The sequence below is a fragment of the Lentzea sp. HUAS TT2 genome, from assembly GCF_051853195.1.
Taxonomy (GTDB): Bacteria; Actinomycetota; Actinomycetes; order Mycobacteriales; family Pseudonocardiaceae; genus Lentzea.
Genome location: NZ_CP196667.1, coordinates 7094197 through 7118573 on the forward strand (window position 1 = coordinate 7094197; position 24377 = coordinate 7118573).

General features: G+C 69.5%; 2 protein-coding genes (1 of these 2 running past the window's edge). Both read left to right on the forward strand.

What is annotated here, in order from left to right; translation table 11 throughout:
* Window positions 1–12332, forward strand: the end of a protein-coding gene (locus ACSHWB_RS34040; RefSeq protein ID WP_439657392.1) for a non-ribosomal peptide synthase/polyketide synthase. 18436 nt of this gene lie to the left of the window's left edge; only the last 12332 of its 30768 coding nucleotides appear in the window; its start codon lies off the left edge, out of view; the stop codon is at window positions 12330–12332.
* Between the two features lie 215 nt (window positions 12333–12547).
* Window positions 12548–24373: an amino acid adenylation domain-containing protein gene (locus tag ACSHWB_RS34045; RefSeq protein ID WP_439657393.1), complete on the forward strand. Its 11826-nt coding sequence runs from the start codon at window positions 12548–12550 to the stop codon at window positions 24371–24373.
* Window positions 24374–24377 lie beyond the last annotated feature (4 nt).

Here is a 24377-nt window from a genome sequence, read left to right on the forward strand (position 1 = left end):
TCAACACGCTGCCGGTGCGGGCGACCGTGCCGGTCAGCACGCCGTTCGCCGAGTGGCTGCCCGAGCTGCGGGACAACCAGGTCGCGCTGCAACGGTTCGAGCACACGCCGTTGGTGGATGTGCAGCGCTGGTCGGCTGTTCCGCACGGCCGGGCGTTGTTCGACTCGATCGTGGTGTTCGGCAACTTCCCCCAGGAGGAGATGCCGGAAGACCTGGGCGGGGTGCAGGCCACCGAGTCGGTGGAGCAGGGCAACTACCCGCTCACGTTCGCGGTCGACCTGGAGGCCACGCTCAAGATCGAGGCGGAGTTCTCCACGGCCGCGTTCGACGCGGTGACGGTGGAGCGGATCCTCGACCAGTTGGTGGTCGTGCTGACCGCGGTCGCGGAACAGCCTTCGCTGGCGGTCGGCGACGTTCCTTTGCAGCGCCCCGAGCAGGCGGCTGAGCTGGTGGCGTGGGGGAGGACGCCAGTACCGGTTGCCGAGCAGCCGGTGCCGGACCTGATCGCTGGGTGGGCTTCGTCGGATGTCGCTGTGGTGTGCGGCGACGAGCAGTTGACGTTCCTGGAGTTGAACGCTCGGGCTGATTCGCTGGCCGTGCGTCTGCGCCGGGCTGGTGTGACGGTGGGGTCGCCGGTTGCGGTGATGGTGCCGCGTGGGATCGAGTTGGCGGTGGCGTTCCAGGGCGTGATGCGCTCTGGTGGCGTGTACGTGCCGATCAATCCAGGGCTTCCTGCTGAACGGCTGGCGTTCTTGCTGGCCGATGCAGGTGTGGTTGCCGCGGTCACGACGTCGGCGTTGGACGGGTTCGTCGGCGAAGTGCTGCTGGTGGACGACGGGTCTGCGGTCTCCGGCGAGCTTGCCCCGGCCGAACCGAATGCGTTGGCGTACATCGCTTACACCTCTGGCTCGACTGGCCGTCCCAAGGGTGTGGCGGTGACGCATGCCGCGTTGTCGTCGTACGTGGCGGGATGGCGTGCCGGGCTTGCCGATCTGGGTGGTCCGGGTGCGGTGTTGTCCATGTCAGGCCCCGGTTTCGACGTGTCGATCGGGGACATGACTCGGGCGTTGGCGTTCGGTCAACGGGTTGTGTTCTTGCCTCACGATGAGCACGTGACGGTGGAGTCACTGCACCGCACCTTGGTCGAGCACTCGGTCGAGGTCGCGGAGATCGTGCCGGGCATGCTCCTGCGCGACCTGGCGGCGCACTGCCGCACTGCCGGGCCCGTGGAGAGCCTGCGTCTGGTCATCTCCGGTACGGACATGTGGACGCATGACGCGTTGACGTCGGCTGTGGCCGAGGTGGCGCCGAATGCGGTGCCGGGCAACGTTTTCGGTGTGACCGAGGCGGCCATCGACTCGATCTTCCACCCGGTGGGCGAGGATCACTCCGCCGCCGTGGTGCCGATCGGCCGGCCTTTGGCGGGTGCTCAGGCGTTCGTGGTGGACGGGTCGTTGCGGCCGGTTCCGGTGGGTGTTCCGGGTGAGTTGCTGGTCGGTGGTCCCGGTGTGGCTCAGGGGTATGTGGGTCGTCCGGATCTGACGGCGGAACGCTTCGTACCCGCTGCGGACGGCGGTCGGTTGTACCGCACCGGAGACCGGGCTCGGTGGCGTGCGGATGGCACGATCGAGTTCCTCGGACGGGTCGACGAGCAGGTCAAGATCCGTGGTTACCGGGTCGAGCCCGGCGAGGTCGAGGTCGTCATCGGTGATCACCCCGATGTGCGTGATGTCGTTGTGGTGGCACGGGATGGCGGCCCGCACGGCGGTAAGCGGTTGGTCGCCTACGTGGTCTCGGAGGGTGAGTTCAGCGGTTCGGTTCTGCGGTCGTGGTTGCGGGAGCGGGTGCCGGACTACCTGGTGCCGTCGGTGTTCGTGGCGCTGGATCGGTTGCCGCTGACGCCGAACGGCAAGGTCGACCGCCGTGGTCTGCCCGACCCTGAGCCCGAGACGGCCGGCGAGACGTATCTCGCACCGAGGACCGCTGCCGAGGAAACCCTGGCGGCCGTCTGGTCACAGGTGCTCGGTGCGGAACGCGTCGGCGTGCACGACAACTTCTTCGAACTCGGTGGCGACTCGATTCTGAGTCTGCAGATCGTGGCACGGGTGCGTGCTGCCGGTCTGGGTGTGGACGTGGCTGACGTGTTCGCCCACCAGACCATTGCCGAGCTGGCACTCGCCGTTCGGGATGTTCCTGCGCCGACGTTGGCCGAGCAGGGTGTGGTCACCGGGCCGATTCCGTTCACGCCGATTCAGAGGTGGTTCCTGGCGCAGGACATCCCGAACCGGGACCACTGGAACTGGTCGGGCATGTTCGAGCTGGCAGCCGGTACCGATCCTGATCGGCTGGGTCGGGCGCTTGATGTTGTTGTGGCGCATCACGATGCTTTGCGGATCCGGTTCACGCCGGAGAGCCAGTTCAACGCGCCGGTGGAGACCGGGTTCCTGCGTGTGGGTGGCGACGACGTGGTTGCGGAGATGACTGCGGCGCAGAAGTCGCTGCGGCTGGCCGATGGCCCGTTGCTGGCCGCCGTCTTCTTCGACCGTGGCGATCAGCCGGCGTGGCTCGGGTTGACCGTGCATCACCTGGTGATGGACGGGGTGTCCTGGAACATCCTGCTGGAGGACCTCGACACCGCCTACCAGGGCCGTTCGCTGGCGCCCAAGACGACCTCGTTCCAGCAGTGGGCGCTGCAACTGCGGGAAGACGAGGGTGAACGCGATCATTGGATCGCTGCGACCGCTGACGTCGCTGGGCTTCCTGCCGACGGCGACGGCCCGAACACGGATGCGTCCGAGTCGATCGTGCAGTCGTGGCTCGATGCCGAGACGACGGCGACTCTGCTCGGTGAGGCGCACAAGGCGTATCGCACGCAGGCCAACGACCTGCTGCTGACCGCACTGGCCCAGGCATTGGGTGAGTGGGCCGACAGCGACCACGTCACGATCGACCTGGAGAGCCACGGCCGTGAAGGTGTGGACCTGTCGCGCACGGTCGGGTGGTTCACGTCGATCTTCCCTGTGCGGCTGACGCGCGAGGACGATCCGGCGAAGGCGATCAAGGCCGTCAAGGAGGAGTTGCGGGCCGTTCCGCGTCTCGGCGTGGGCTTTGGCGCGTTGCAACTGGCTGACGTGCCGGACCGTCCGGTGCTGTTCAACTACCTCGGCGCGCATGACGGCAACGACGATTCGGCCGGGTTGATCCGTCGTGAGCTGGACGGCGATCTTGCCGGGCCGAGTGAGGGCGAGGGTGGGACGCGGTCGCACCTGCTGCAGCTCGAAGTGCAGCAGACCGCTGACGGCCGTTTGTCGATCGAGTGGTTCCACTCGGCCAACCGGCATGACACCGCCACGATCGAACGGGTTGCGGCCCGGTACGTCGAAGCGTTGCGCCAGCTGGCTGAGCACTGCCGGTCGGCCAGCGGGTTCACACCGTCGGACTTCCCGCTGGCATCACTGGAGCAGTCCGAGGTCGACCGGCTTGCGGAGCGCTACCAGCTGGTGGACGTGTACCGGTTGGCTCCGGTGCAGTCGGGCATGTTGTTCGGTGTCGTGGGCTCTCCTGTCGACGGCCTCTACTGGGGACAGAGCGTCTACGACCTGGCCGGCCCGATCGACGTGGAGCGGTTCGCGGCGGCGTGGCGTGCGGTGATCGCCCGGCACGCGTCCCTGCGGAGTGGCTTCGTCTGGGAAGGCGTGACGGAGCCGGTTCAGGTGGTGCTCGGCGACGTCGACGTGCCGTTGACGACCCACGACTGGTCGGGTCTCGACGAGGCGGCACAACAGGTTCGGCTGCAGGAGTTGCTGGCCGAAGACCGTGCGCTCGGCTTCGACCTGGCGCGACCGCCGTTGATGCGGCTCTACGTCGTGGACCGCGGCGACGGGCAGAACTGGCTCGTCTGGGGCCTGTACCAGGGTTTGTGCGACGGGTGGAGCCTGCCGGTCGTGATGGACGAGGTGTCCGCCGCCTACCAGGGCAGCACCCTCGAACCGACCCGGCCCTACCGGGACTTCGTGGCGTGGCTCGACGGGCGTGACCCCGCTGCGCCGGAAGCGTTCTGGCGCGAGTACCTGGGTGGTTTCGAGGCGCCGACGCCGTTGCCCGCGGATCGGCTGGCCGCGAGCCACTACGCACAGGACCGCCGGCGCACGCACCTGGACGAAAGCGTGACCGCCGAACTGGTGGCGCTGGCGCGTCGTGAACGCGTCACGTTGTCGACGGTCGTGCAGGCCGGGTGGGCCAAGGTCCTCGCGGACACCTCCGGCGAGGACGACGTGGTGTTCGGCCTGACCGTGTCGGGTCGTCCGGCCGAGCTGGCCGGGGTCGAGTCGATGGTCGGGTTGTTCATCAACACGCTGCCGGTCCGGACGGTCGTACCCGACGACGTCCCGTTCACCTCGTGGCTGCACGAGCTGCGGGACAACCAGGTTGCGTTGCAAAGGTTCGAGTTCACGCCGTTGGTGGATGTGCAGCGCTGGTCGGCGGTGCCGCACGGCCGGGCGTTGTTCGACTCGATCGTGGTGTTCGGCAACTACCCGCAGGAGGAGCTGCCGGAGGACCTGGGTGAGGACTGGTTGCAGGCCACCGAGTCGGTGGAGCAGGGCAACTACCCGCTGACCTTCGCGGTCGACCTGGAGGCCACGCTCAAGATCGAGGCGGAGTTCTCCACGGCCGCGTTCGACGCGGTGACGGTCGAGCGGATCCTGGATCAGTTGGTGGTCGTGCTGACCGCGGTGGCGCGGCGGCCGGGTGTGCGGGTGCGGGACATTCCGTTGCACCGCCCGGAACAGGCCGCCGAGATCGTCGGGTGGGGGAGCACGATTCCGCCCATGGCCGAGTTGCCGGTGCCGGATCTGATCGCCGGCTGGGCCTCGTCCGAGGTCGCGGTGATCTGCGGGGACGAACGGCTCACGTTCGCCGAACTGGGTGCTCGCGCCGATGCTCTGGCCGCCCGCCTCCAACGGGCCGGTGTGGTGGTCGGGTCGCCGGTCGCCGTGCTGGTGCCGCGGGGGATCGACCTCGCGGTCGCCTTCCAGGGTGTGCTGCGCGCCGGTGGTGTGTACGTACCGATCAACCCCGGCCTGCCGGCCGACCGTCTCGCGTTCCTGCTGGCCGACGTCGGTGCCGTTGTCGCCGTGACGACCGAGGAACTGGCCGGGTTCACCGGTGAGGTGCTGGTGATGGACGACGCGTCGCCGGTTTTCGACGCGCTGCCGGTTCGCATCGAGCCCAGTGCGTTGGCGTACGTGGCCTACACCTCTGGCTCGACGGGTCGCCCGAAGGGTGTGGCCGTGACCCATGGCGCACTCTCGGCCTATGTGGCGGGATGGCGTGCTGGGCTTGCGGGTCTGGGCGGTCCGGGTGCGGTGCTGTCGATGTCCGGGCCCGGGTTCGACGTGTCGATCGGTGACATGACCCGTGCGTTGGCGTTCGGGCAGACCGTGGTCTTCCTGCCACACGACGAGCATGTGTCAGTCGAGTCGTTGCACCACACGCTGCGTGCACACGACGTGGCGATCGCGGAGATCGTGCCGGGCATGCTGCTGCGCGACCTGGCGGCGCACTGCCGGACGGCTGGTGCCATCGACAGCCTGCGGCTGGTCATCTCCGGTACGGACATGTGGACGCACGAGGCTTTGACGACCGCGGTGGCCGAGGTGGCGCCGAACGCGGTGCCGGGCAACGTTTTCGGTGTGACCGAGGCTGCGATCGACTCGATCTTCCACCCGGTCGGCGAGGATCACCCGGCTTCCGTGGTGCCGATCGGCACTCCGTTGGCCGGTGCGCAGGCCTTTGTGGTGGACGGGTCGTTCCGTCCGGCGCCGGTGGGTGTTCCGGGTGAGCTGTTGGTCGGTGGTCCTGGTGTGGCCCAGGGGTATGTGGGTCGTCCGGATCTGACTGCGGAGCGGTTCGTGCCCGGTGCGGCCGGTAGCCGGCTCTACCGCACCGGTGACCGGGCGCGGTGGCGCGCGGATGGCACGATCGAGTTCCTGGGTCGTGTCGATGAGCAGGTGAAGATCCGCGGGTACCGGGTCGAGCCCGGTGAGGTCGAGGTCGTCATCGGTGACCACCCGGACGTGCGTGATGTCGTTGTGGTGGCACGAGATGGTGGGCCTCACGGCGGCAAGCGTCTCGTCGCGTACGTCGTGGCCGAGGGTGAGTTCAGCGGGTCCGTCCTGCGCGCCTGGCTGCGGGAGCGGGTGCCCGATTACCTGGTGCCGTCGGTGTTCGTGGCGCTGGATCGGTTGCCGCTGACGCCGAACGGCAAGGTTGATCGTCGCGGACTGCCTGATCCGGAACCCGAGTCGGTCGGTGAGCTGTACGTCGCGCCCCGGACCGCTGCCGAGGAGATCCTCGCCGCGGTGTGGAGCGGAGTGCTCGGTGTTGAACGTGTTGGCGTGCACGACAACTTCTTCGAGCTCGGTGGCGACTCGATCCTGAGCCTGCAGATCGTGGCTCGGGTTCGTGCCGCCGGACTTGGCATCGACGTCGCGGACGTGTTCGCGCATCAGTCGGTGGCCGAGTTGGCGTCGGCGGTGCGTGACGCTCCGGCGGTGTCGTTGGCCGAGCAGGGTGTGGTCACCGGAGCGGTGCCGTTCACGCCGATCCAGCACTGGTTCCTGGCGCAGGACATTCCTGATCGGGACCACTGGAACTGGTCCGGGATGTTCGAGCTGGCACCGGGTACCGATCCTGATCGCCTGGGCCGGGCGCTCGATGTTGTTGTGGCGCATCACGATGCTTTGCGGATCCGGTTCACGCCGGAGGGCCAGTTCAACGCGCCGGTGGAGACCGGGTTCCTGCGCGTGGGTGGCGATGATGTGGTCGCGGAGATGACCGTGGCGCAGAAGTCGTTGCGGCTGGCCGATGGTCCGCTGGTGGCTGCGGTGTTCTTCGATCGTGGTTCGGAGCCTGCGTGGCTCGGCCTGACCGTGCATCACCTGGTGATGGACGGAGTGTCGTGGAACATCCTGCTGGAGGACCTCGACACCGCTTACCAGGGTGGCGAGTTGGCGCCCAAGACGACGTCGTTCCAGCAGTGGGCTTTGCAGCTGGAGGACGACGATGCCGCCAGCGAACGTGAGCATTGGACCAAGGCGACTGCGGACGTGGTCACGCTGCCGGCCGATGCCGGCGGACCGAACGTGGACGCGGCCGAGTCGATCGTGCAGTCGTGGCTGGATGCCGAGACGACGGCGGCATTGCTCGGTGACGCGCACAAGGCCTACCGGACACAGGGCAACGACCTGCTGCTGACCGCTCTCGCCCAGGCCCTCGGCGAGTGGGCCGACAGCGACCACGTCACGATCGACTTGGAAAGCCACGGCCGTGAAGGTGCGGATCTGTCGCGCACGGTCGGCTGGTTCACGTCGATCTTCCCCGTTCGCCTGACGAACCAGGGTGATTCGGCTGCTGCGATCAAGGCAGTCAAGGAAGAGCTCCGTGCCGTTCCGCGTCGTGGTGTTGGCTACGGCGTCCTGCGGTGGCTGCGGGACGAACTGGCCGGCGCGCCGGATCGGCCTGTGCTGTTCAACTACCTCGGCGCGTACGACGGCAACGAAGACTCGGCCGGCTTGATCAGGCGTGAGTTGGACGGCGACCTCGCCGGCCCGAGTGAGGGCGAGGGCGGGACCCGGTCGCACCTGCTGCAGCTCGAAGTGCAGCAGACCGCCGACGGCCGGCTGTCCATCGAGTGGTTCCACTCCACGAACAACCACGACACCGCCACGATCGAACGGGTCGCGGCCCGGTACGTCGAGGCGTTGCGTGAGCTGGTCGCGCACTGCCGGTCGGCCGTCGGCGGGTTCACGCCGTCGGACTTCCCGCTGGCCACCCTCACCCAGGACGAGGTCGACGGGCTCGCCGGGCGCAGTCCGTCACTGGTGGACGTGCACCGGCTGGCACCGGTGCAGTCCGGCATGTTGTTCGGCGTCGTCGGCGCCCCGGACGAAGGGGACGGGCTCTACTGGGGTCAGGGCGTCTACGACCTGGCCGGGCCGATCGACGTCGAACGGCTGGCCGGTGCGTGGCGGCAGGTGATCGCCCGGCACGCCTCGCTGCGCAGCGGGTTCGTGTGGGAGGGCGTCAGCGAGCCGGTCCAGATCGTGCTGGCCGAGGTCGACGTGCCGTTGGCCAGCCATGACTGGTCGGGTCTCGACGAGGCGACCCAGCAGGAGCGGTTGCAGGAGCTGCTGGTCGAGGACCGTGCGCTCGGGTTCGACCTGGCCAGGCCGCCGTTGACGCGCCTGTACCTGGTCGACCGGGGCAACGGGCAGAACTGGCTGGTGTGGGGTCTCTACCAGGGTCTTTGCGACGGGTGGAGTCTGCCTGTCGTTATGGACGAGGTGTCCATCGCCTACCAGGGACAAGCGTTGGCGCCGGTGCGTCCGTACCGCGACTACATCGCGTGGCTCGGTCAGCGTGATCCCGCTGCCACGGAAGGGTTCTGGCGGATCTACCTCGACGGTTTCGAGGCGCCTACCGCGCTGCCGGTGGACCGCTTGGCCGCGAGCCACTACGCACAGGACCGGCGGCGCACTCACCTCGAAGAGAACGTCACCGCCAGGCTCGTCGAGCTGGCGAGGCGCGAGCGCGTCACGTTGTCGACGGTCGTGCAGGCGGCGTGGGCCAAGGTCCTGTCCGCGAGCTCGGGTGAGGACGACGTGGTGTTCGGCCTGACCGTGTCGGGTCGTCCGGCCGAACTGGCCGGCGTCGAGTCGATCGTCGGGTTGTTCATCAACACGCTGCCCGTGCGCGCCGTGGTCCCCGGCCGGACGCCGTTCGCGTCGTGGTTGCACGAGCTGCGGGACAACCAGGTTGCGCTGCAACGGTTCGAGTTCACGCCGTTGGTGGACGTGCAGCGGTGGTCGGCGGTGCCGCACGGCCGCGGGCTGTTCGACAGCATCGTCGTGTTCGGCAACTACCCGCAGGAGGAAGCACCCGCCGACAGCGGCGAGGAGTGGGCCGACGCGGTCGAGTCCGTGGAGCAGGGCAACTACCCGCTCACGTTCGCGGTCGACCTGGAGAAGACGCTCAAGATCGAGGCCGAGTTCTCCACGGCGGCCTTCGACGGCGCGACGGTCGAACGTGTTCTCGACCAGCTCGTCGTCGTCCTCACCGCCGTCGCCGAAGAGCCGGGACTGGCCGTCGCCGACCTGCCGTTGCAGCGTCCGGAACAGGCCGCGTCGCTGGTGGCGCAGGGGGAGACGGTAGTGCCGGCCGCCGAACGGCCGGTACCCGAGCTGATCCAAGGCTGGACCGCCGGCTTGGCCGCGAAGTGCGGCGACCAGAGTCTGACGTTCGCCGAGCTGGACGCACGGTCGGCAGGCCTGGCCACACGGCTTCGGAGCGCGGGCGTCACCGTGGAGTCGCCGGTGGCGGTGCTGGTGCCGCGCGGGATCGAGCTGGCGATCGCCTTCCAGGGCGTGCTGCGCAGCGGTGGCGTGTACGTGCCGATCAACCCCGGGCTGCCGCAGGAACGTCTCGCGTTCCTGCTGGCGGACGCCGGAGTGGTCGCGGCCGTCACCACCGCGGGTCTCGCGGGCGAGCTGGCCGGGTTCGCCGGTGAGGTGCTCGTACTGGACGGCACGGTCGCCGACGGGGCGCCGGTGCGGATCGACCCGGAGGCGTTGGCGTACATCGCTTACACGTCAGGCTCGACCGGGCGGCCGAAGGGAGTGGCGGTGACCCACGGCGCGCTCTCGTCGTACGTGGCGGGATGGCGTGACGGACTCGCCGAGCTGGGCGGGCCCGGCACGGTGTTGTCGATGTCCGGGCCTGGGTTCGACGTGTCGATCGGTGACATGACTCGGGCGTTGGCGTTCGGGCAGACCGTGGTGTTCCTGCCGCATGACGAGCACGTGTCCGTGGAGTCGTTGCACAGCACGCTTTCCGGTGACGGTGTGGCGATCGCCGAGATCGTGCCGGGCATGCTGCTGCGTGATCTGGCGGCGCACTGCCGGACGGCTGGTGCCATCGACAGTCTGCGGTTGGTGATCTCCGGTACGGACATGTGGACGCACGACGCGCTCACCACCGCGGTGGCCGAGGTAGCGCCGAACGCGGTGCCGGGCAACGTGTTCGGCGTGACCGAGGCGGCGATCGACTCGATCTTCCACCCGGTCGGCGAGGACCACCCGCAGGCCGTGGTGCCGGTCGGCACCCCACTGGCCGGAGCCCGTGCCGTCATCGTCGACGACACGATGCGTCCGGCCCCGGTCGGCATCCCGGGTGAGCTGCTGGTCGGCGGTCCGGGTGTGGCGCGCGGCTACGTGAAGCGCCCGGACCTGACCGCGGAACGGTTCGTGCCCGACGTGTTCGGTGCCGGTGGCCGGTTGTACCGCACCGGTGACCGGGCCCGGTGGCGTGCGGACGGCACGATCGAGTTCCTCGGCCGCGTCGACGAGCAGGTCAAGATCCGCGGTTACCGGGTCGAGCCCGGCGAGGTCGAGGTCGTCATCGGCGATCACCCCGACGTGCGTGATGTCGTCGTGGTGGCACGCGATGGCGGCCCGCACGGAGGCAAGCGGCTCGTCGCTTACGTCGTGGCCGAAGGCGAGTTCAGCGCGAAGGACCTGCGGGCGTGGCTGCGCGGGCGGGTACCGGACTACCTGGTGCCGTCGGTGTTCGTGGCGCTCGAGAGCATTCCGCTGACTCCCAACGGAAAGGTCGACCGCAAGGGGTTGCCCGATCCGGAGCCGGAGACGACGGCCGAGGTCTTCGAGGCACCCAGGACGTCCGTCGAGGACGTGCTGGCGGAGGTGTGGGCGCAGGTCCTGGGCCTCGAACGCGTTGGGGTGCACGACAACTTCTTCGAGCTCGGCGGCGACTCGATCCTGAGTCTGCAGATCGTGGCACGCACCCGTGCCGCTGGTCTGGGTGTGGACGTGGCGGACGTGTTCGCCCACCAGACCATCGCCGAACTGGCCCCTGTCGTGCGGGACACCCCCACCGCCATGCTGGCGGAGCAGGGTGTCGTCACCGGTCCCGTGCCGCTCACGCCGATCCAGCACTGGTTCGTCGAGCAGGAGATCCCCGACCGCGACCACTGGAACTGGTCCGGTGTGTTCGAGCTCGCCGCCGGCACCGATCCCGAGAGGCTGGCGCGGGCGATCGACGCCGTCATCGCCCATCACGACGCCCTGCGCATCAGGTTCCGCCAGGACGGGGACACGTGGGTGCAGGACAACGACGGTGAACTGGCCCAGGTCATGCGCGTCGTCACGGCCGGGGACGACGACGAGGTCGTCGCGCACATGACCGAGGCGCAGATGTCGTTGCGCCTGGCGGACGGTCCGCTGGTGGCCGCGCTCTACTTCGACCGCGGCGCGCGACCGGCCTGGCTCGGGCTCACCGCGCACCACTTCGTCATGGACGGCGTGGCGTGGAACGTGTTGCTGGAGGATCTGGACACCGCCTACCAGGGCGGACTGCTCGGGCCGAAGACGACGTCGTTCCAGCAGTGGGCCGAGGTGCTGCACGCCGACGACCCGTCAGCCGAACGCGCGCACTGGGCGGCGCAGACCGAACGGGTCACCGCGCTGCCCGTCGACAGCCGGGGTGCCAACACCGAGGCGTCGGCCGAGACCGTGCGCACCTGGCTCGACGCGAAGTCCACCGAGGTGCTGCTGGGCGAGGCCCACAAGGCGTACCGCACGCAGATCAACGACCTGCTGCTCGCCGCACTGGTCAAGACCCTGGGCGAGTGGGCGGGCACCGGCGACGTCACGATCGACCTCGAGAGCCACGGCCGCGAGGCGATTGCCGACGGTGTCGACCTGTCCCGCACCGTCGGGTGGTTCACGTCGATCTTCCCGGTGCGCCTGCGGCACCAGCGCTTCGGCGACAACGGCGAGCTGATCAAGACGGTCAAGGAGCAGCTGCGCACCGTGCCGCGCCGCGGTGTCGGCTACGGGATCCTCCGCTATCTGGAACGGGACGAGAGTTTGGTCCAAGCTCCTGCGCGGCCCGTTTTGTTCAACTACCTTGGAGCGTTTGACGCAGCCGGTGACGACTCCGTTGGATTGATTCGCGAAGAACTTTCCGCGGATCTGTGCGGGCCGACGGAGAACGAACAGGGGAACCGTTCGCACCTTCTGCACATCGAAGCCGAGCAGACGGCCGACGGTCGTCTGCTCGTGGAGTGGTATTTCAGCACCAACGTGCACCGGGAGGCGACCGTGCGGAGGCTCGCCACCCGGTACGTGGACGTGCTGCGCGAGCTGGTCGAGCACTGCCAGTCGGGTGCCGGCGGCGTGACGCCGTCCGACTTCCCGCTGGCCAACATCGATCAAGCGAGTCTCGCCGCCGTGCTCAAGCAGATGGGAGGGTGATCAAGACAAGCTCGGGGGCATCCAGCGCACTGGGGTCTGCGCATCTGGGGGAATGAATTACGCGGTGATGGGTGATTCTATTCGGCGTGCCCTTTTTAATTCGCATGTCAACAATGAATGACTCTCATGCGAATGTTCTATGACTGGTCGGCGGGAATCGCTTGACCACGTATATGAAGATTGTGTAAAAATGGCTCCAGGGGAGGGGCGTATCTGTGATCGAAGATATGTATCCGTTGGCGCCTGTTCAGCAGGGCATGCTGTTCCACGTCCTGGAGGCGCAATCGGACAAGGGCGTCTACTGGGCGCAGGGGCTTTACGAGTTCGACGGTGTGCTCGACATCGACGCCATGCGACGTGCCTGGGAACTGGTCGTCGCGCGCCACGCCGTGTTGCGCACCGGTTTCGTCTGGGAGGGCGTGCCTGAACCGCTGCAGGTCGTCATGGGTGATCTCCAGGTGCCTTTCGAGGTGCACGACTGGACCGCCGTGACCGACCAGCAGGCCGCGCTCGACGAGCTGCTCACCCACGACCGCGCCCGTGGCTTCGACCTCACCAAGCCGCCGCTCATGCGCGTGCACGTCATCAACGACGGCACCAGCCATCACCGCATGGTGTGGGCGCTGTACTCCGGCCTGTGCGACGGCTGGAGCGTGCCCGTCGTCCTCGAAGAGGTCGGCGCCACCTACGACGCCCTGTGCCGCGGCACGACCCCCGACCTCGAACCCGTGCGCCCCTACCGGGACTTCATCGCCTGGCTCGGCAAGCGCGACCGCGCGGAGGCGGAGGCGTTCTGGCGCGACTACCTGGCCGGTTTCGACGCCCCGACGGCGCTGCCCGTCGACCACTCGGTCCGCGACCACTGGGCCCAGGGCCGGCGCCGCGCCGAGCTGCCGCTGGACCTCACCACCTCGATCATGGAACTCGCCCGGCGCAAGCGCGTCACGCCGTCCACGGTGATCCAGGCGGCGTGGGCACTGCTGCTGTCCGCCTACTCGGGTGACGACGAGATCGTCTACGGCCTCACCGTGTCCGGGCGCCCCGCCGACCTGCCCGGCGTCGAGTCGATGGTGGGCGTCTTCATCAACACCCTGCCGGTGCGCGTACGCGTGTCGTGGGAGCTTTCGTTCGCCGACTGGCTGGGAGAGCTGCAGGCCAACCAGATCGCGGTCCAGCGCTACGAGTTCACCGCGCTCTCGGACATCAAGCGGTGGTCGGACCTTCCGCGGGGCAGCGGTGTCTTCGACAGCATCGTGGTGTTCGGCAACTACCCGCAGGCACTTCTGTCCGAAGAGGACGAAGAGAGCGACGGCGACGAGGACCGCTTCGGTGCCCTCGACTCCATCGAGCAGGTCAACTACCCGATCGCGTTCGCCGTCGACCTGGAGGACACCCTCAAGATCGAGGCCGAGTTCTCCACCGGCGCGTTCGACGAGGCCACGGTCGACCGGCTGCTCGGTCAGCTGGAGGCCCTGCTCGCCTCGGCCGTCGCCCGTCCCGATCAGCTCGTGCGCGAGGTGACGCCGGAGCCGGCCGAACTGGGCGCCGGTCCCGCGTTCGACGAGCCGTTCGCCGGCTTGGCCGAGCGGTTCCGGTCGGCGGTCACCGAGTTCGGCGGCCAGGTGGCCGTTCGGGACGGTGCGCGTGAGCTGACGTACGCCGAGCTGGGTGAGCGGGTGGCGCGGGTCGCGTCCGGCCTGCGCGCCGCCGGTGTCGTCGAGGAGACGCGGGTCGGGCTGTGGTTCGAGCGATCGGCCGATCTGGTCGTCGCGATCCTCGCTGTGACGCAGGCGGGCGGGACGTATGTGCCGCTGGATCCCGCGTTGCCGCACGGCCGGTTGCGTGACGTGCAGACCGCCGCCGGGGTCGAGCTTGTGGTGTCCCGTGGCGACTACGCCTTGGACGGTCCGCGCGTTGTGGAGTTCGCGGAGCTGGTGACCGGAGCGGTTGAGCAGCTGGAACTCGTTGCCACGCCGGAACGTCTGGTCTACACGATGTTCACGTCGGGCTCGACCGGCGTGCCGAAGGGCGTGGAGGTCACCGAGGAAGGTGTCGTGCGGGTCGTCCTCGACCCCGCGGTGACCGCTGTTCCCGGTGACGTGGTCGCGCACATGGCGGCGGTGTCGTTCGACGCGTCGACCTGGGAGATCTGGACGGCGTTGCTGAGCGGTGCCACGCTCGTCGTGGCGTCCGCGAACCTGGCCGAACGGCTGGACGTCGCCAAGCTCTTCACCGAGCACGGCGTGACGTTGTCGTTCATGACCACGGGTCTGTTCCACCAGCTGGCGGACACCGATCCTCGCGTGTTCTCGGGACACCGCAAGGTTCTTGCCGGCGGTGAGGCGATGTCGCCTCTGCAAGCGCGCAAGGTGCTCGACGCGAACCCCGCCGTGGCGATCTACAACATGTACGGGCCGACCGAGTCCACTGTGTACGCGTCGTTCCACGACATGCACACCGGACGCCTCGGGCCGTCGTCGGTCCCGATCGGCACGGCGTTGCGGGGCCTGCGTTTCTACGTGCTGGACCGCTGGCTCCAGCCGACGCCGGTCGGTGTGCCGGGAGAGCTGTACATCGGTGGAACAGGTCTGGCGCGTGGTTACGCGGGCCGGGCGGATCTGGCCGCGGAACGGTTCGTCGCCGACCCGTACGTGCCCGGCGCGCGGATGTACCGCACCGGTGACCTCGTGCGCTGGGGTGCCGACGGCGCCGTCGACTTCGTCGGGCGCACGGACAACCAGGTGAAGATCCGCGGGTTCCGGGTCGAGCCGGGCGAGGTCGAGCACGTGCTCGTCGGCCATCCGGACGTCGCGAACGCCGCCGTGATCGTCAACGACAGGCGCCTGATCGCCTACGTCGTGACCACCGCGGAGCAGGCGGACCTCCGGCGCTTCCTCGCCGAACGTCTGCCCGAGTTCCTGGTGCCGTCCGCGATCGTGCTGCTCGACGAGCTGCCGTTGAACAGCAACGGAAAGCTCGACGTGCGCGCGCTGCCCGACCCCGGCGCACCCGAGAGCACGTCCGCGTACGAGCCGCCCAGCACCGATGCCGAACGCGCGCTCGCCGAGGTGTGGTCGCAGGTCCTCGGCGTCGAACGGGTCGGCGTCCACGACAACTTCTTCGAACTGGGCGGCGACTCGATCGTCAGCCTCCAGATCGTCTCGCGGTCCCGCGCCGCCGGACTGCGCCTGGAGATCGCCGACCTCTTCACGTACCAGACCGTCCACGAGCTCGCGGCCCGCGCCGGCACGTCCGAGCCCAGCTCGGTCGACCAGGGCACCGTCAGCGGACCCGTGGCGTTCACGCCCATCCAGAGCTGGTTCCTGCGCGAGGACCTGCCGCAACGCGACCACTTCAACTGGTCCGGCATGTTCGAGCTGGCACCGGGGACGGACGCGGACACGATGCGGGCCGCGCTCGGCACCGTCGTCGCCCACCACGACGCCCTGCGGCTGCGGCTGAACGGCGACACCCAGGAGAACGCGCCCGCCGAGACCGCCGAGCTCGTCACCGTGCTCAGGACGGACCTCGACGGCCCGGCGCTGGACGAGGCCGTCACCGCGGCCATGACCACCGCGCAGACGTCGCTGAGCCTCACCGACGGCCCGTTGCTGCGGGCCGTGTACGTGGATCGCGGCGACCAGCCGGCGTGGTTCGGCCTCACCGTGCACCACTACGTCGTGGACGCGGTCTCGTGGAACGTGCTGCTGGAAGACCTCGACACCGCGTACTCCGCCGGTGCGCTCGCGCCGAAGACCACCTCGTACCAGGAGTGGGCCGCCGCGCTGGAGGCGTTCGACCCGAGCGACGAGCTGCCCTGGTGGCGTGACGTCGTGCGGACGGCGACGCCCGTGCCGACCGACCTCGACGGCCCGAACACCGAGGACTCGACCGAGTCCGTGCGCGTCGCCCTCGACGCGAGCCGCACCTCGGTGCTGCTCACCCAGGCCCACCGCGCCTACCGCACCCAGGGCCACGAGTTGCTCCTCGCCGCGCTGCTCCAGGTCCTCGGACGGTGGACCGGCACCGGTGCCGCCGCGATCGACCTGGAGAGCCACGGCCGCGAGGCGATCGCCGACGGCATCGACCTCAGCCGCACGGTCGGCTGGTTCACCGCGATCCACCCCGTCGGGCTGCACCACGACGATCTCGACGACGTCGCCGGCGTCATCAAGGGCGTCAAGGAACAGCTGCGGGCCGTCCCACGCCGCGGCGTCGGCTACACCGTGCTGCGCGAGCGGGACGAACAGCTCCGCAACGCCCTGGCACGCCCGGTCGTCTTCAACTACCTCGGTGGTGTCGACGCCGCCGAGGACGAGGCCGTGGGCCTGTTCGCCCGCGAGCTCTCCGAGGAGCTGTGCGGTCCCGCCGAAGGTGACGGCGGCCTGCGTTCGCACGTGCTCGGCGTCGAGGTCGTCCAGGCCGCCGACGGAACCCTGGCCGTGGAGCTGCAGTACAGCACCAACCTGCACCTGCGTTCGACGGTCGAACGACTGGCCGAGGCCTACGTGGCCGCGCTCGCCGGCATCGTCGAGCACTGCCGGTCCGGCGCGCACGGCCTGACGCCGTCCGACGTTCCGCTGGCCGCGCTCGACCAGTCCTCTGTGGACGCCCTGGTCGCCCGCACGCCCGGACTGACCGACGCCTACCCGTTGTCGCCGTTGCAGCAGGGCATGCTCTTCCACGCCGTCGAGTCGCCGGACAGCGGCGTCTACTGGACGCAGGACGTGCGGGAGCTGACCGGCGACCTCGACGTCGGCGCCATGCGCGCGGCCTGGCAGCTGGTGCTCGACCGGCATCCCGCGTTGCGCACCGGCTTCGTCTGGTCGGGTGTGCGCGAACCGCTCCAGGTCGTCGTGAGCGACGTCGAGGTGCCGTTCGAGGTGCACGACTGGTCTGACGTGGTCGATCCCGACGCCGCCGTCGAGCAGTTGCTGGCCGACGACCGCGCTCGCGGTTGCGACCTAGCCACCGCACCACTGTTGCGCGTGCACGTCGCCCAGGGCCGCGGCCGCCACTGGATCCTGCTGGCGTTCCACCACCTCTACGCCGACGGCTGGAGCATCCCGCTGCTGTGGGACGAGGTCACCGCCGCCTATCAGGGCGAGTCGCTGCCTCCGGTGCGGCCCTACCGCGACTTCATCGCGTGGCTGGCCCAGCGCGACTCCGCCGAGGCCGAGGTGTTCTGGCGCGAGTACCTCGCCGGGTTCGACTCCGCGACGCCGTTGCCGGTGGACCGCGTGGTGCGCGAGCACTGGGCCCAGGACCGGCGCGAACTGGCGCTGCCCCGCGACGTCACGACCGCACTCGTCTCGCTGGCCCGCGATCGGCGGGTCACCCTGTCGACGGTCGTGCAGGCGGCGTGGGCCGTGCTGCTGTCGGCCTACTCGGGCGAGGACGACGTCGTGTTCGGCCTGACCGTGTCCGGGCGTCCCGCCGACCTGCCCGGGGTGGAGTCGATCGTCGGCCTGTTCATCAACACCCTGCCCGTGCGGGTGAAGGTGGCGTGGGAGCGCTCGTTCGCGGACTGGCTCGGTGAGCTGCAGGAGAACCAGGTCGCCGTGCAGCGGCACGAGCACACCCCGCTCGCCGACATCCAGCGCGTGGCCACCGGTGGCCTGTTCGACAGCATGCTCGTCTTCGGCAACTACCCGCAGGGCGAGGCGCCGGAGGAGGGCGAGGAGGACCCGGAGGAGCTGTTCGCCTCGACCGACTCGGTCGAGCAGATGCACTACCCGATGATCCTCGCCGTCGACCTCGAGGCGGCTCTGAAGGTCGAGGCCAACTTCTCCACCGGCGCGTTCGACGCGTCCACTGTGGAGCGTCTGCTCGGGCAGCTGGCCGAGGTGCTCACCGCCGCCGCACGTCAGCCTGTTGCCGCCGTGCGCGAGATGACTCCCGCGCCCGTGACCGGGTGGGGCGTCGGGCCTGCGGTGGACGAGCCGTTCATCGGCCTGACCGAGCGCTTCCGGTCGGCCGTGGTGCAGTTCGCCGACGAGGTGGCCGTTCGTGACGGCGATCGTGAGATGACCTACGCCGAACTGGGTGAGCAGGTCGCTCGCGTGGCGTCAGGGCTGCGTGCCGCCAGTGTTCGTGCGGAGACGCGGGTCGGGCTGTGGTTCGAACGGTCCGCGGATCTCGTGGTCGCCATTCTTGGTGTGGTGCAGGCGGGTGGCGCGTATGTGCCGCTTGATCCCGCGCTGCCGCATGGCCGGTTGCGTGATGTGCAGACTGCCGCCGGGGTTGAACTTGTTGTGTCCCGTGGCGACTACGCCCTGGACGGTCCGCGCGTTGTGGAGTTCGCGGAGCTGGTGACCGGGGCGGCTGAATCGTTCGAACTCGTTGCTGCGCCTGAACGCCTGGTCTACACGATGTTCACCTCGGGCTCGACCGGTGTGCCCAAGGGTGTGGAGGTCACCGAAGAGGGCGTCGTCCGGGTCGTGCTCGACCCGGCGGTGGCGGCCCGTCCCGGCGATGTCGTGGCGCACATGGCCGCGGTGTCGTTCGACGCGTCGACCTGGGAGATCTGGACGGCGTTGCTGAGTGGCGCGACGCTCGCCGTGGCTCCCGCGAACCTGGCCGAGCGACTGGACGTCGCCACGTTCTACGCGACGCACGGCGTGACGTTGTCGTTCATGACCACGGGTCTGTTCCACCAGCTGGCGGACACCGATCCCGGGGTGTTCTCCGGGCACCGCAAGGTGCTCGCCGGTGGTGAGGGGATGTCGCCGATCCAGGCGCGCAAGGTCCTCGACGCCAACCCCGCCGTGGCGATCTACAACATGTACGGGCCGACTGAGTCCACTGTGTACGCGTCGTTCCACGACATGCACACCGGACGGCTCGGGCCGGCCACCGTGCCGATCGGCGATGCCTTGCGCGGCTTGCGCTTCTACGTGCTGGACCGCTGGCTCCAGCCGACGCCGGTCGGTGTGCCTGGAGAGCTGTACATCGGCGGAACCGGCCTGGCGCGTGGTTACGCCGGGCGAGCCGACCTGGCCGCGGAACGGTTCGTCGCCGACCCGTACGTGCCGGGTGCGCGGATGTACCGCACCGGTGACCTGGTGCGCTGGGGTTCGGACGGCGCGGTCGACTTCGTCGGGCGCACCGACGACCAGGTGAAGATCCGCGGGTTCCGGGTCGAGCCGGGCGAGGTCGAGCACGTGCTGGTCGGCCACCCGGACGTCGCCAACGCCGCCGTGGTCGTCCGTGAGCTGCCGCAGGGCAAGCGGCTCGTCGCCTACGTCGTGGGCACCGCCGACCCGGCGGACCTGCGCGCGTTCCTCGGCGAACGGCTGCCCGAGTTCCTGGTGCCGTCAGCGATCGTTCCGTTGGACGAGCTGCCGTTGAACAGCAACGGAAAGCTCGACAAGCGCGCGTTGCCCCTGCCGGAAGCGCCGGACTCCGCGAGCCACGAGGCACCCAGCACCGACGTCGAACGCGCGCTCGCCGCCGTGTGGTCGGAGGTGCTCGGCGTCGACCGCGTCGGCGTCCACGACAACTACTTCGAACTGGGCGGCGACTCGATCGTCAGCCTCAAGATCGTGGCCAGGGCCCGGGAGGCAGGCCTGGAGCTGAAGATCGCCGACATCTTCACGCACCAGACCATCCAGCAGATCGCCGCCCACACGGGCGTCGCCACCGCCTCGGCGGTCACCGCGAAGCCGCTGGCCAACCTGGAACCGTTGCGGGCCCGCGTACCGGGCGTGGTCGACGCGTATCCGCTGTCTCCCATGCAGCAGGGCATGCTCTTCCACGTCCTGGAAGCGCCCGCCGACACCGCCGTGTACTGGGCGCAGGACGTGCGCGAGCTGCGCGGACCACTCGACGCAGCCGCGCTGCGGGAGGCCTGGCGCACGGTCGTCGGCCGCCATCCCGCGTTGCGCAGCGCGTTCGTGTGGGAAGGCGTCGAGGAACCGCTGCAGGCCGTCATCGGTGGGGTCGACGTGCCGTTCGAGGTGCTCGACTGGACGAACGTCGCCGATCCCGGTGCCGCGCTGGACGACCTGTTGGAAGCCGACCAGCGCCGCGGGTTCGACGTGACGACCGCGCCGTTGCTGCGGGTGTACGTGGCCGACCGGGGCGACCGCCAGTGGGTCGTGTTCACGTTCCACCACCTGTACCTCGACGGCTGGAGCATCCCGCTGGTCTGGGACGAGGTGTTCGCGGCCTACCGCGGCCAGTCGCTGCCGCCGGTTCGGCCCTACCGCGACTACATCGCCTGGCTGCAGGAACAGCCGTCCGCCGACGACTTCTGGCGCGAGTATCTCGACGGGTTCACCTCGCCCACGGCACTGCCGGTCGACCGCACCACCCGCGTGCACTGGGAGCAGGGCAGGCGCCACCGCGAACTGCCCGAGAGCGTCGCCCTTGCGCTGGAAGGACTCGCCCGGCGCGAACGCGTCACGATCAGCGCCGTCGTGCAGGCCGCGTGGGCGTTGCTGCTGGCGTCGCACAGCGGTGACGACGACGTCGTCTTCGGCCTCACCGTCTCGGGACGCCCGGCCGAACTGGCCGGCGTCGAGTCCATCGTCGGACTGTTCATCAACACGCTGCCGGTGCGGATCAAGGTCCCCGGCGACCGCACCCCGTTCGACGAGTGGCTGCGGACCGTCCAGGAAGGACAGGTTGCGGCGCAGCGGTTCGAGCACTCACCGCTGGTCGACATCCAGCGGGTGGCTGGGGTGCCGAGGCTGTTCGAGAGCATCGTCGCGGTCCAGAACCTGCCCGGCGGGTTCGACGACGGCGACGACGGTGACGACGCGGACGAGTTCGACTCACCCGCGTTGCTGGAGCAGGGGCGCTACCCGCTCAAGCTCGTCGTCGACGTCGACGGTCAGCTGGCCCTGCTGTGCGAGTACTCCACGGGCGCGTTCGACGACGCCACCGTCGAGGCGCTGCTGGACCAGCTCGAACGCATCCTCACCACTGTCGCTGCGCTGCCCGGCACGTCCGTGCGGGAGATCGCCCTGCTCGACGCCGCCCAGCGCACCGAGGTGCTCGGGTGGAGCTCGTCGGAGCCGCGTGAGATGCCGGCCGCTCACCTGGGCGCCTTGTTCGGGCGTCAGGTCGTGGCCCACCCGGACCGGTTGGCGCTGCGTGGGGGCACCGAGCTCACGTTCGCGCAGCTCGACCGCAGGGCTGCCGGTTTCGCGGAGTGGTTGCGCGCCAACGGTGTTGGTGCAGGCGTGAGGGTCGGGCTGCACCTGGACCGCGGCGCCGAACTGATCGTCGCCATGCTCGGGGTGATCGGCGCGGGCGGTAGCTACGTGCCATTGGACCCCGCTCAGGGCACCGCGCGGCTCGCCCAGATGGTCGGCACGGCCGGGGTCGGACTCGTTGTCACTGCAGGGGAGTGGCCTCTCGACATCCCGCGGGTGCGGGTGCTCGACGTCAGCGGGGTAGAGGCTTCTCCCGACGGTCCCAGTGCGCGCGTCTTCGACCATGCCCAGGCGTTGCTGCCCGTGGTCGGCGATTCCGCCAGCGAGCTCTACGTTCTCTTCACCTCTGGCTCCACCGGCGAGCCCAAGGGCGTGTCGCTGACCCACGAGGGCGTGGCCAGGGTCTGCACCGACCCCGCAGTCCGCGTCGAACCCGGCGACGTCGTCTCGCACCTCGCGGGCATCGGCTTCGACACCGGCGCGTTCGAGATCTGGCTGGCGCTGCTCAACGGCGCCACCCTCGTCGTCGGCCCCGCGGACCTCGCCGAACGGATGGACGTCGGCAAGTTCCTGCGCGAGAACGACATCACCGCCTCGCTGCTCACCACCGGCCTGTTCCACCAGCTGGTCGAGACCTCGCCCGACGTCCTCGACGGCCTGCGGCTGCTCGTGGTCGGCGGTGACGCCCTGCAGGCCCAGCACGCCCGCACGGCCCGCGAACGCCGGCCGGACCTGCGCATCGTGAACGCCTACGGGCCCACCGAGACCACCATGACCTGCACCGTCCACCCGCTCGGCGACATCGGCGCGCAGGTGCCCATCGGCAGGCCGTTCGCGGGCATGAGGGCCTACGTCCTCGACCCGTGGCTGCAGGTCGTGCCACCCGGTGTGGCGGGCGAGCTGTTCGTCGGCGGTCCTGGTGTGGCGCGGGGTTACGTCGGTCGCGCGGATCTCACCGCGGAACGGTTCGTCCCCGACCCCACGGGATCCGGGGAACGCCTGTACCGCACCGGTGACCGGGCGCGCTGGCGTTCGGACGGCACGCTGGACTTCCTCGGCAGGGCCGACGAGCAGGTCAAGATCCGGGGTTTCCGGGTCGAGCCCGGCGAGGTCGAGGCGCTGCTGGGTGCCCACGAGGACGTGCGAGCCGCGGCCGTCGTGGCCACTTCGTCGGGAACCGGCAAGCGACTGGTGGCCTACGTGGTCACGAGCGCGGACACGGCCGAGCTGCGGTCGTACCTGCGCGAACGGCTGCCGGACTACCTGGTGCCGTCGGCGTTCGTGGAACTCGACGCGCTTCCCCTGACGTCCAACGGAAAGCTCGACCGCCGGGCCCTGCCCGAACCGGTCGCGCCGGAGACCGAGGGCGCGTACGCCGCCCCGCGCACCGACGCGGAACAGGCGCTCGCGGGCATCTGGGCGAAGCTGCTGGGTGCCGAGCGGGTCGGCCTGCACGACAACTTCTTCGACCTGGGCGGCGACTCGATCGCCTGCCTGCAGGTGGTGGCGCGCGCCCGTGCCGCGGGTTTCGGCCTCGCGGTGGCGGACCTGTTCACCCACCAGACGATCGCCGAGCTGGCCGCCGTGGCCACCGCCCCGGTGCTGGTCGAGGAGGGCCCGGTCACCGGACCGGTGCCGCTCACGCCCATCCAGCGGTGGTTCACCAAGGCCACCATCGACGACCGGAACCACTGGAACTGGTCCGGACTCTTCGCACTGGCACCGGACGTCGACGCAGGCAGGCTCGCCGCCGCGCTGAACACCCTCGTGAGCCATCACGACGCCCTGCGCACCCGCCTGCACCACGGTCCCGACGGCTGGCACCAGCACATCGCCGAGCCGGGCGAGGCCGCGACGTTCACGGTCGTCCAAGGTGACGTCCAGGAGCACATGGAGGCGCTGCAACGCTCGCTGGACCTCGCGGACGGCCCGCTCGTGGCCGCCGTGCTGTTCGACCGCGGCGACGAACCGTCGTGGCTCGGCCTCGTCGTGCACCACCTGGTCGTCGACGGCGTGTCGTGGAACATCCTGCTGGAGGACCTCGACGCGGCCTACCAGGGCGAACCCCTCGGGGCGCGGACGACGTCGTTCCGCCGGTGGGCCGAGTCGGTCGTGACCTTCGCGGACAGCGCCGAGGTCCGCGACGAGCTGCCGTACTGGCTGGAGCGGGCGGAGACCGCGTTCACGCTGCCGGTCGACGCCACGGGCGCGAACACCGAGGAGTCCGCCGCCGTCGAGGAGGTCACGGTCGGCGCCGCGGGGCTGCCGAACGCGAAGGTCCTCGACGTGGTCCTGGCCGCGTTGCTGCAGACGCTGGGGGAGTGGGCCGGCACCGACACCGTCGTCGTCGACCTCGAACACCACGGCCGCGAAAGCCTCGCACCGGGCACGGACCTGTCGCGCACGGTCGGCTGGTTCACCTCGGTACACCCGCTGGTGCTCCAGCACGACGACCTCGCAGACGCCGCCGGAGTGGTCGCGGCGGCCAGCGAGAGCCTGAAATCCGTGCCACGGCACGGAGTCGGCTACGGCGCACTGCGCCACCTGACGGCCGAGGACCCGCAGGTGCTCCGCCTGCGCGCCGCACCCGACCGGCAGATCAACATCAACTTCACGGGCGGCGTGGACGCCGCCGTGAACGACGACGAGGTCAGGGGCCTCATCGTCGACGAACTACCGGGTGACCTGTGCGGCGAGAGCACCAGCCGCGGACTGCGTCCGTACGCGCTGCACCTGGAGATCGAACGCACAGACGAGGGAGCCCTTCTCGTCGAATGGCACCACAGCACCAACTTGCACCGCACCGAGACCGTGCGACGGGTCGCATCCCGCTTCCGGGAAGCCGCAGAGGCCCTCATCGCACACCTGAACAGGAATTAGGGGG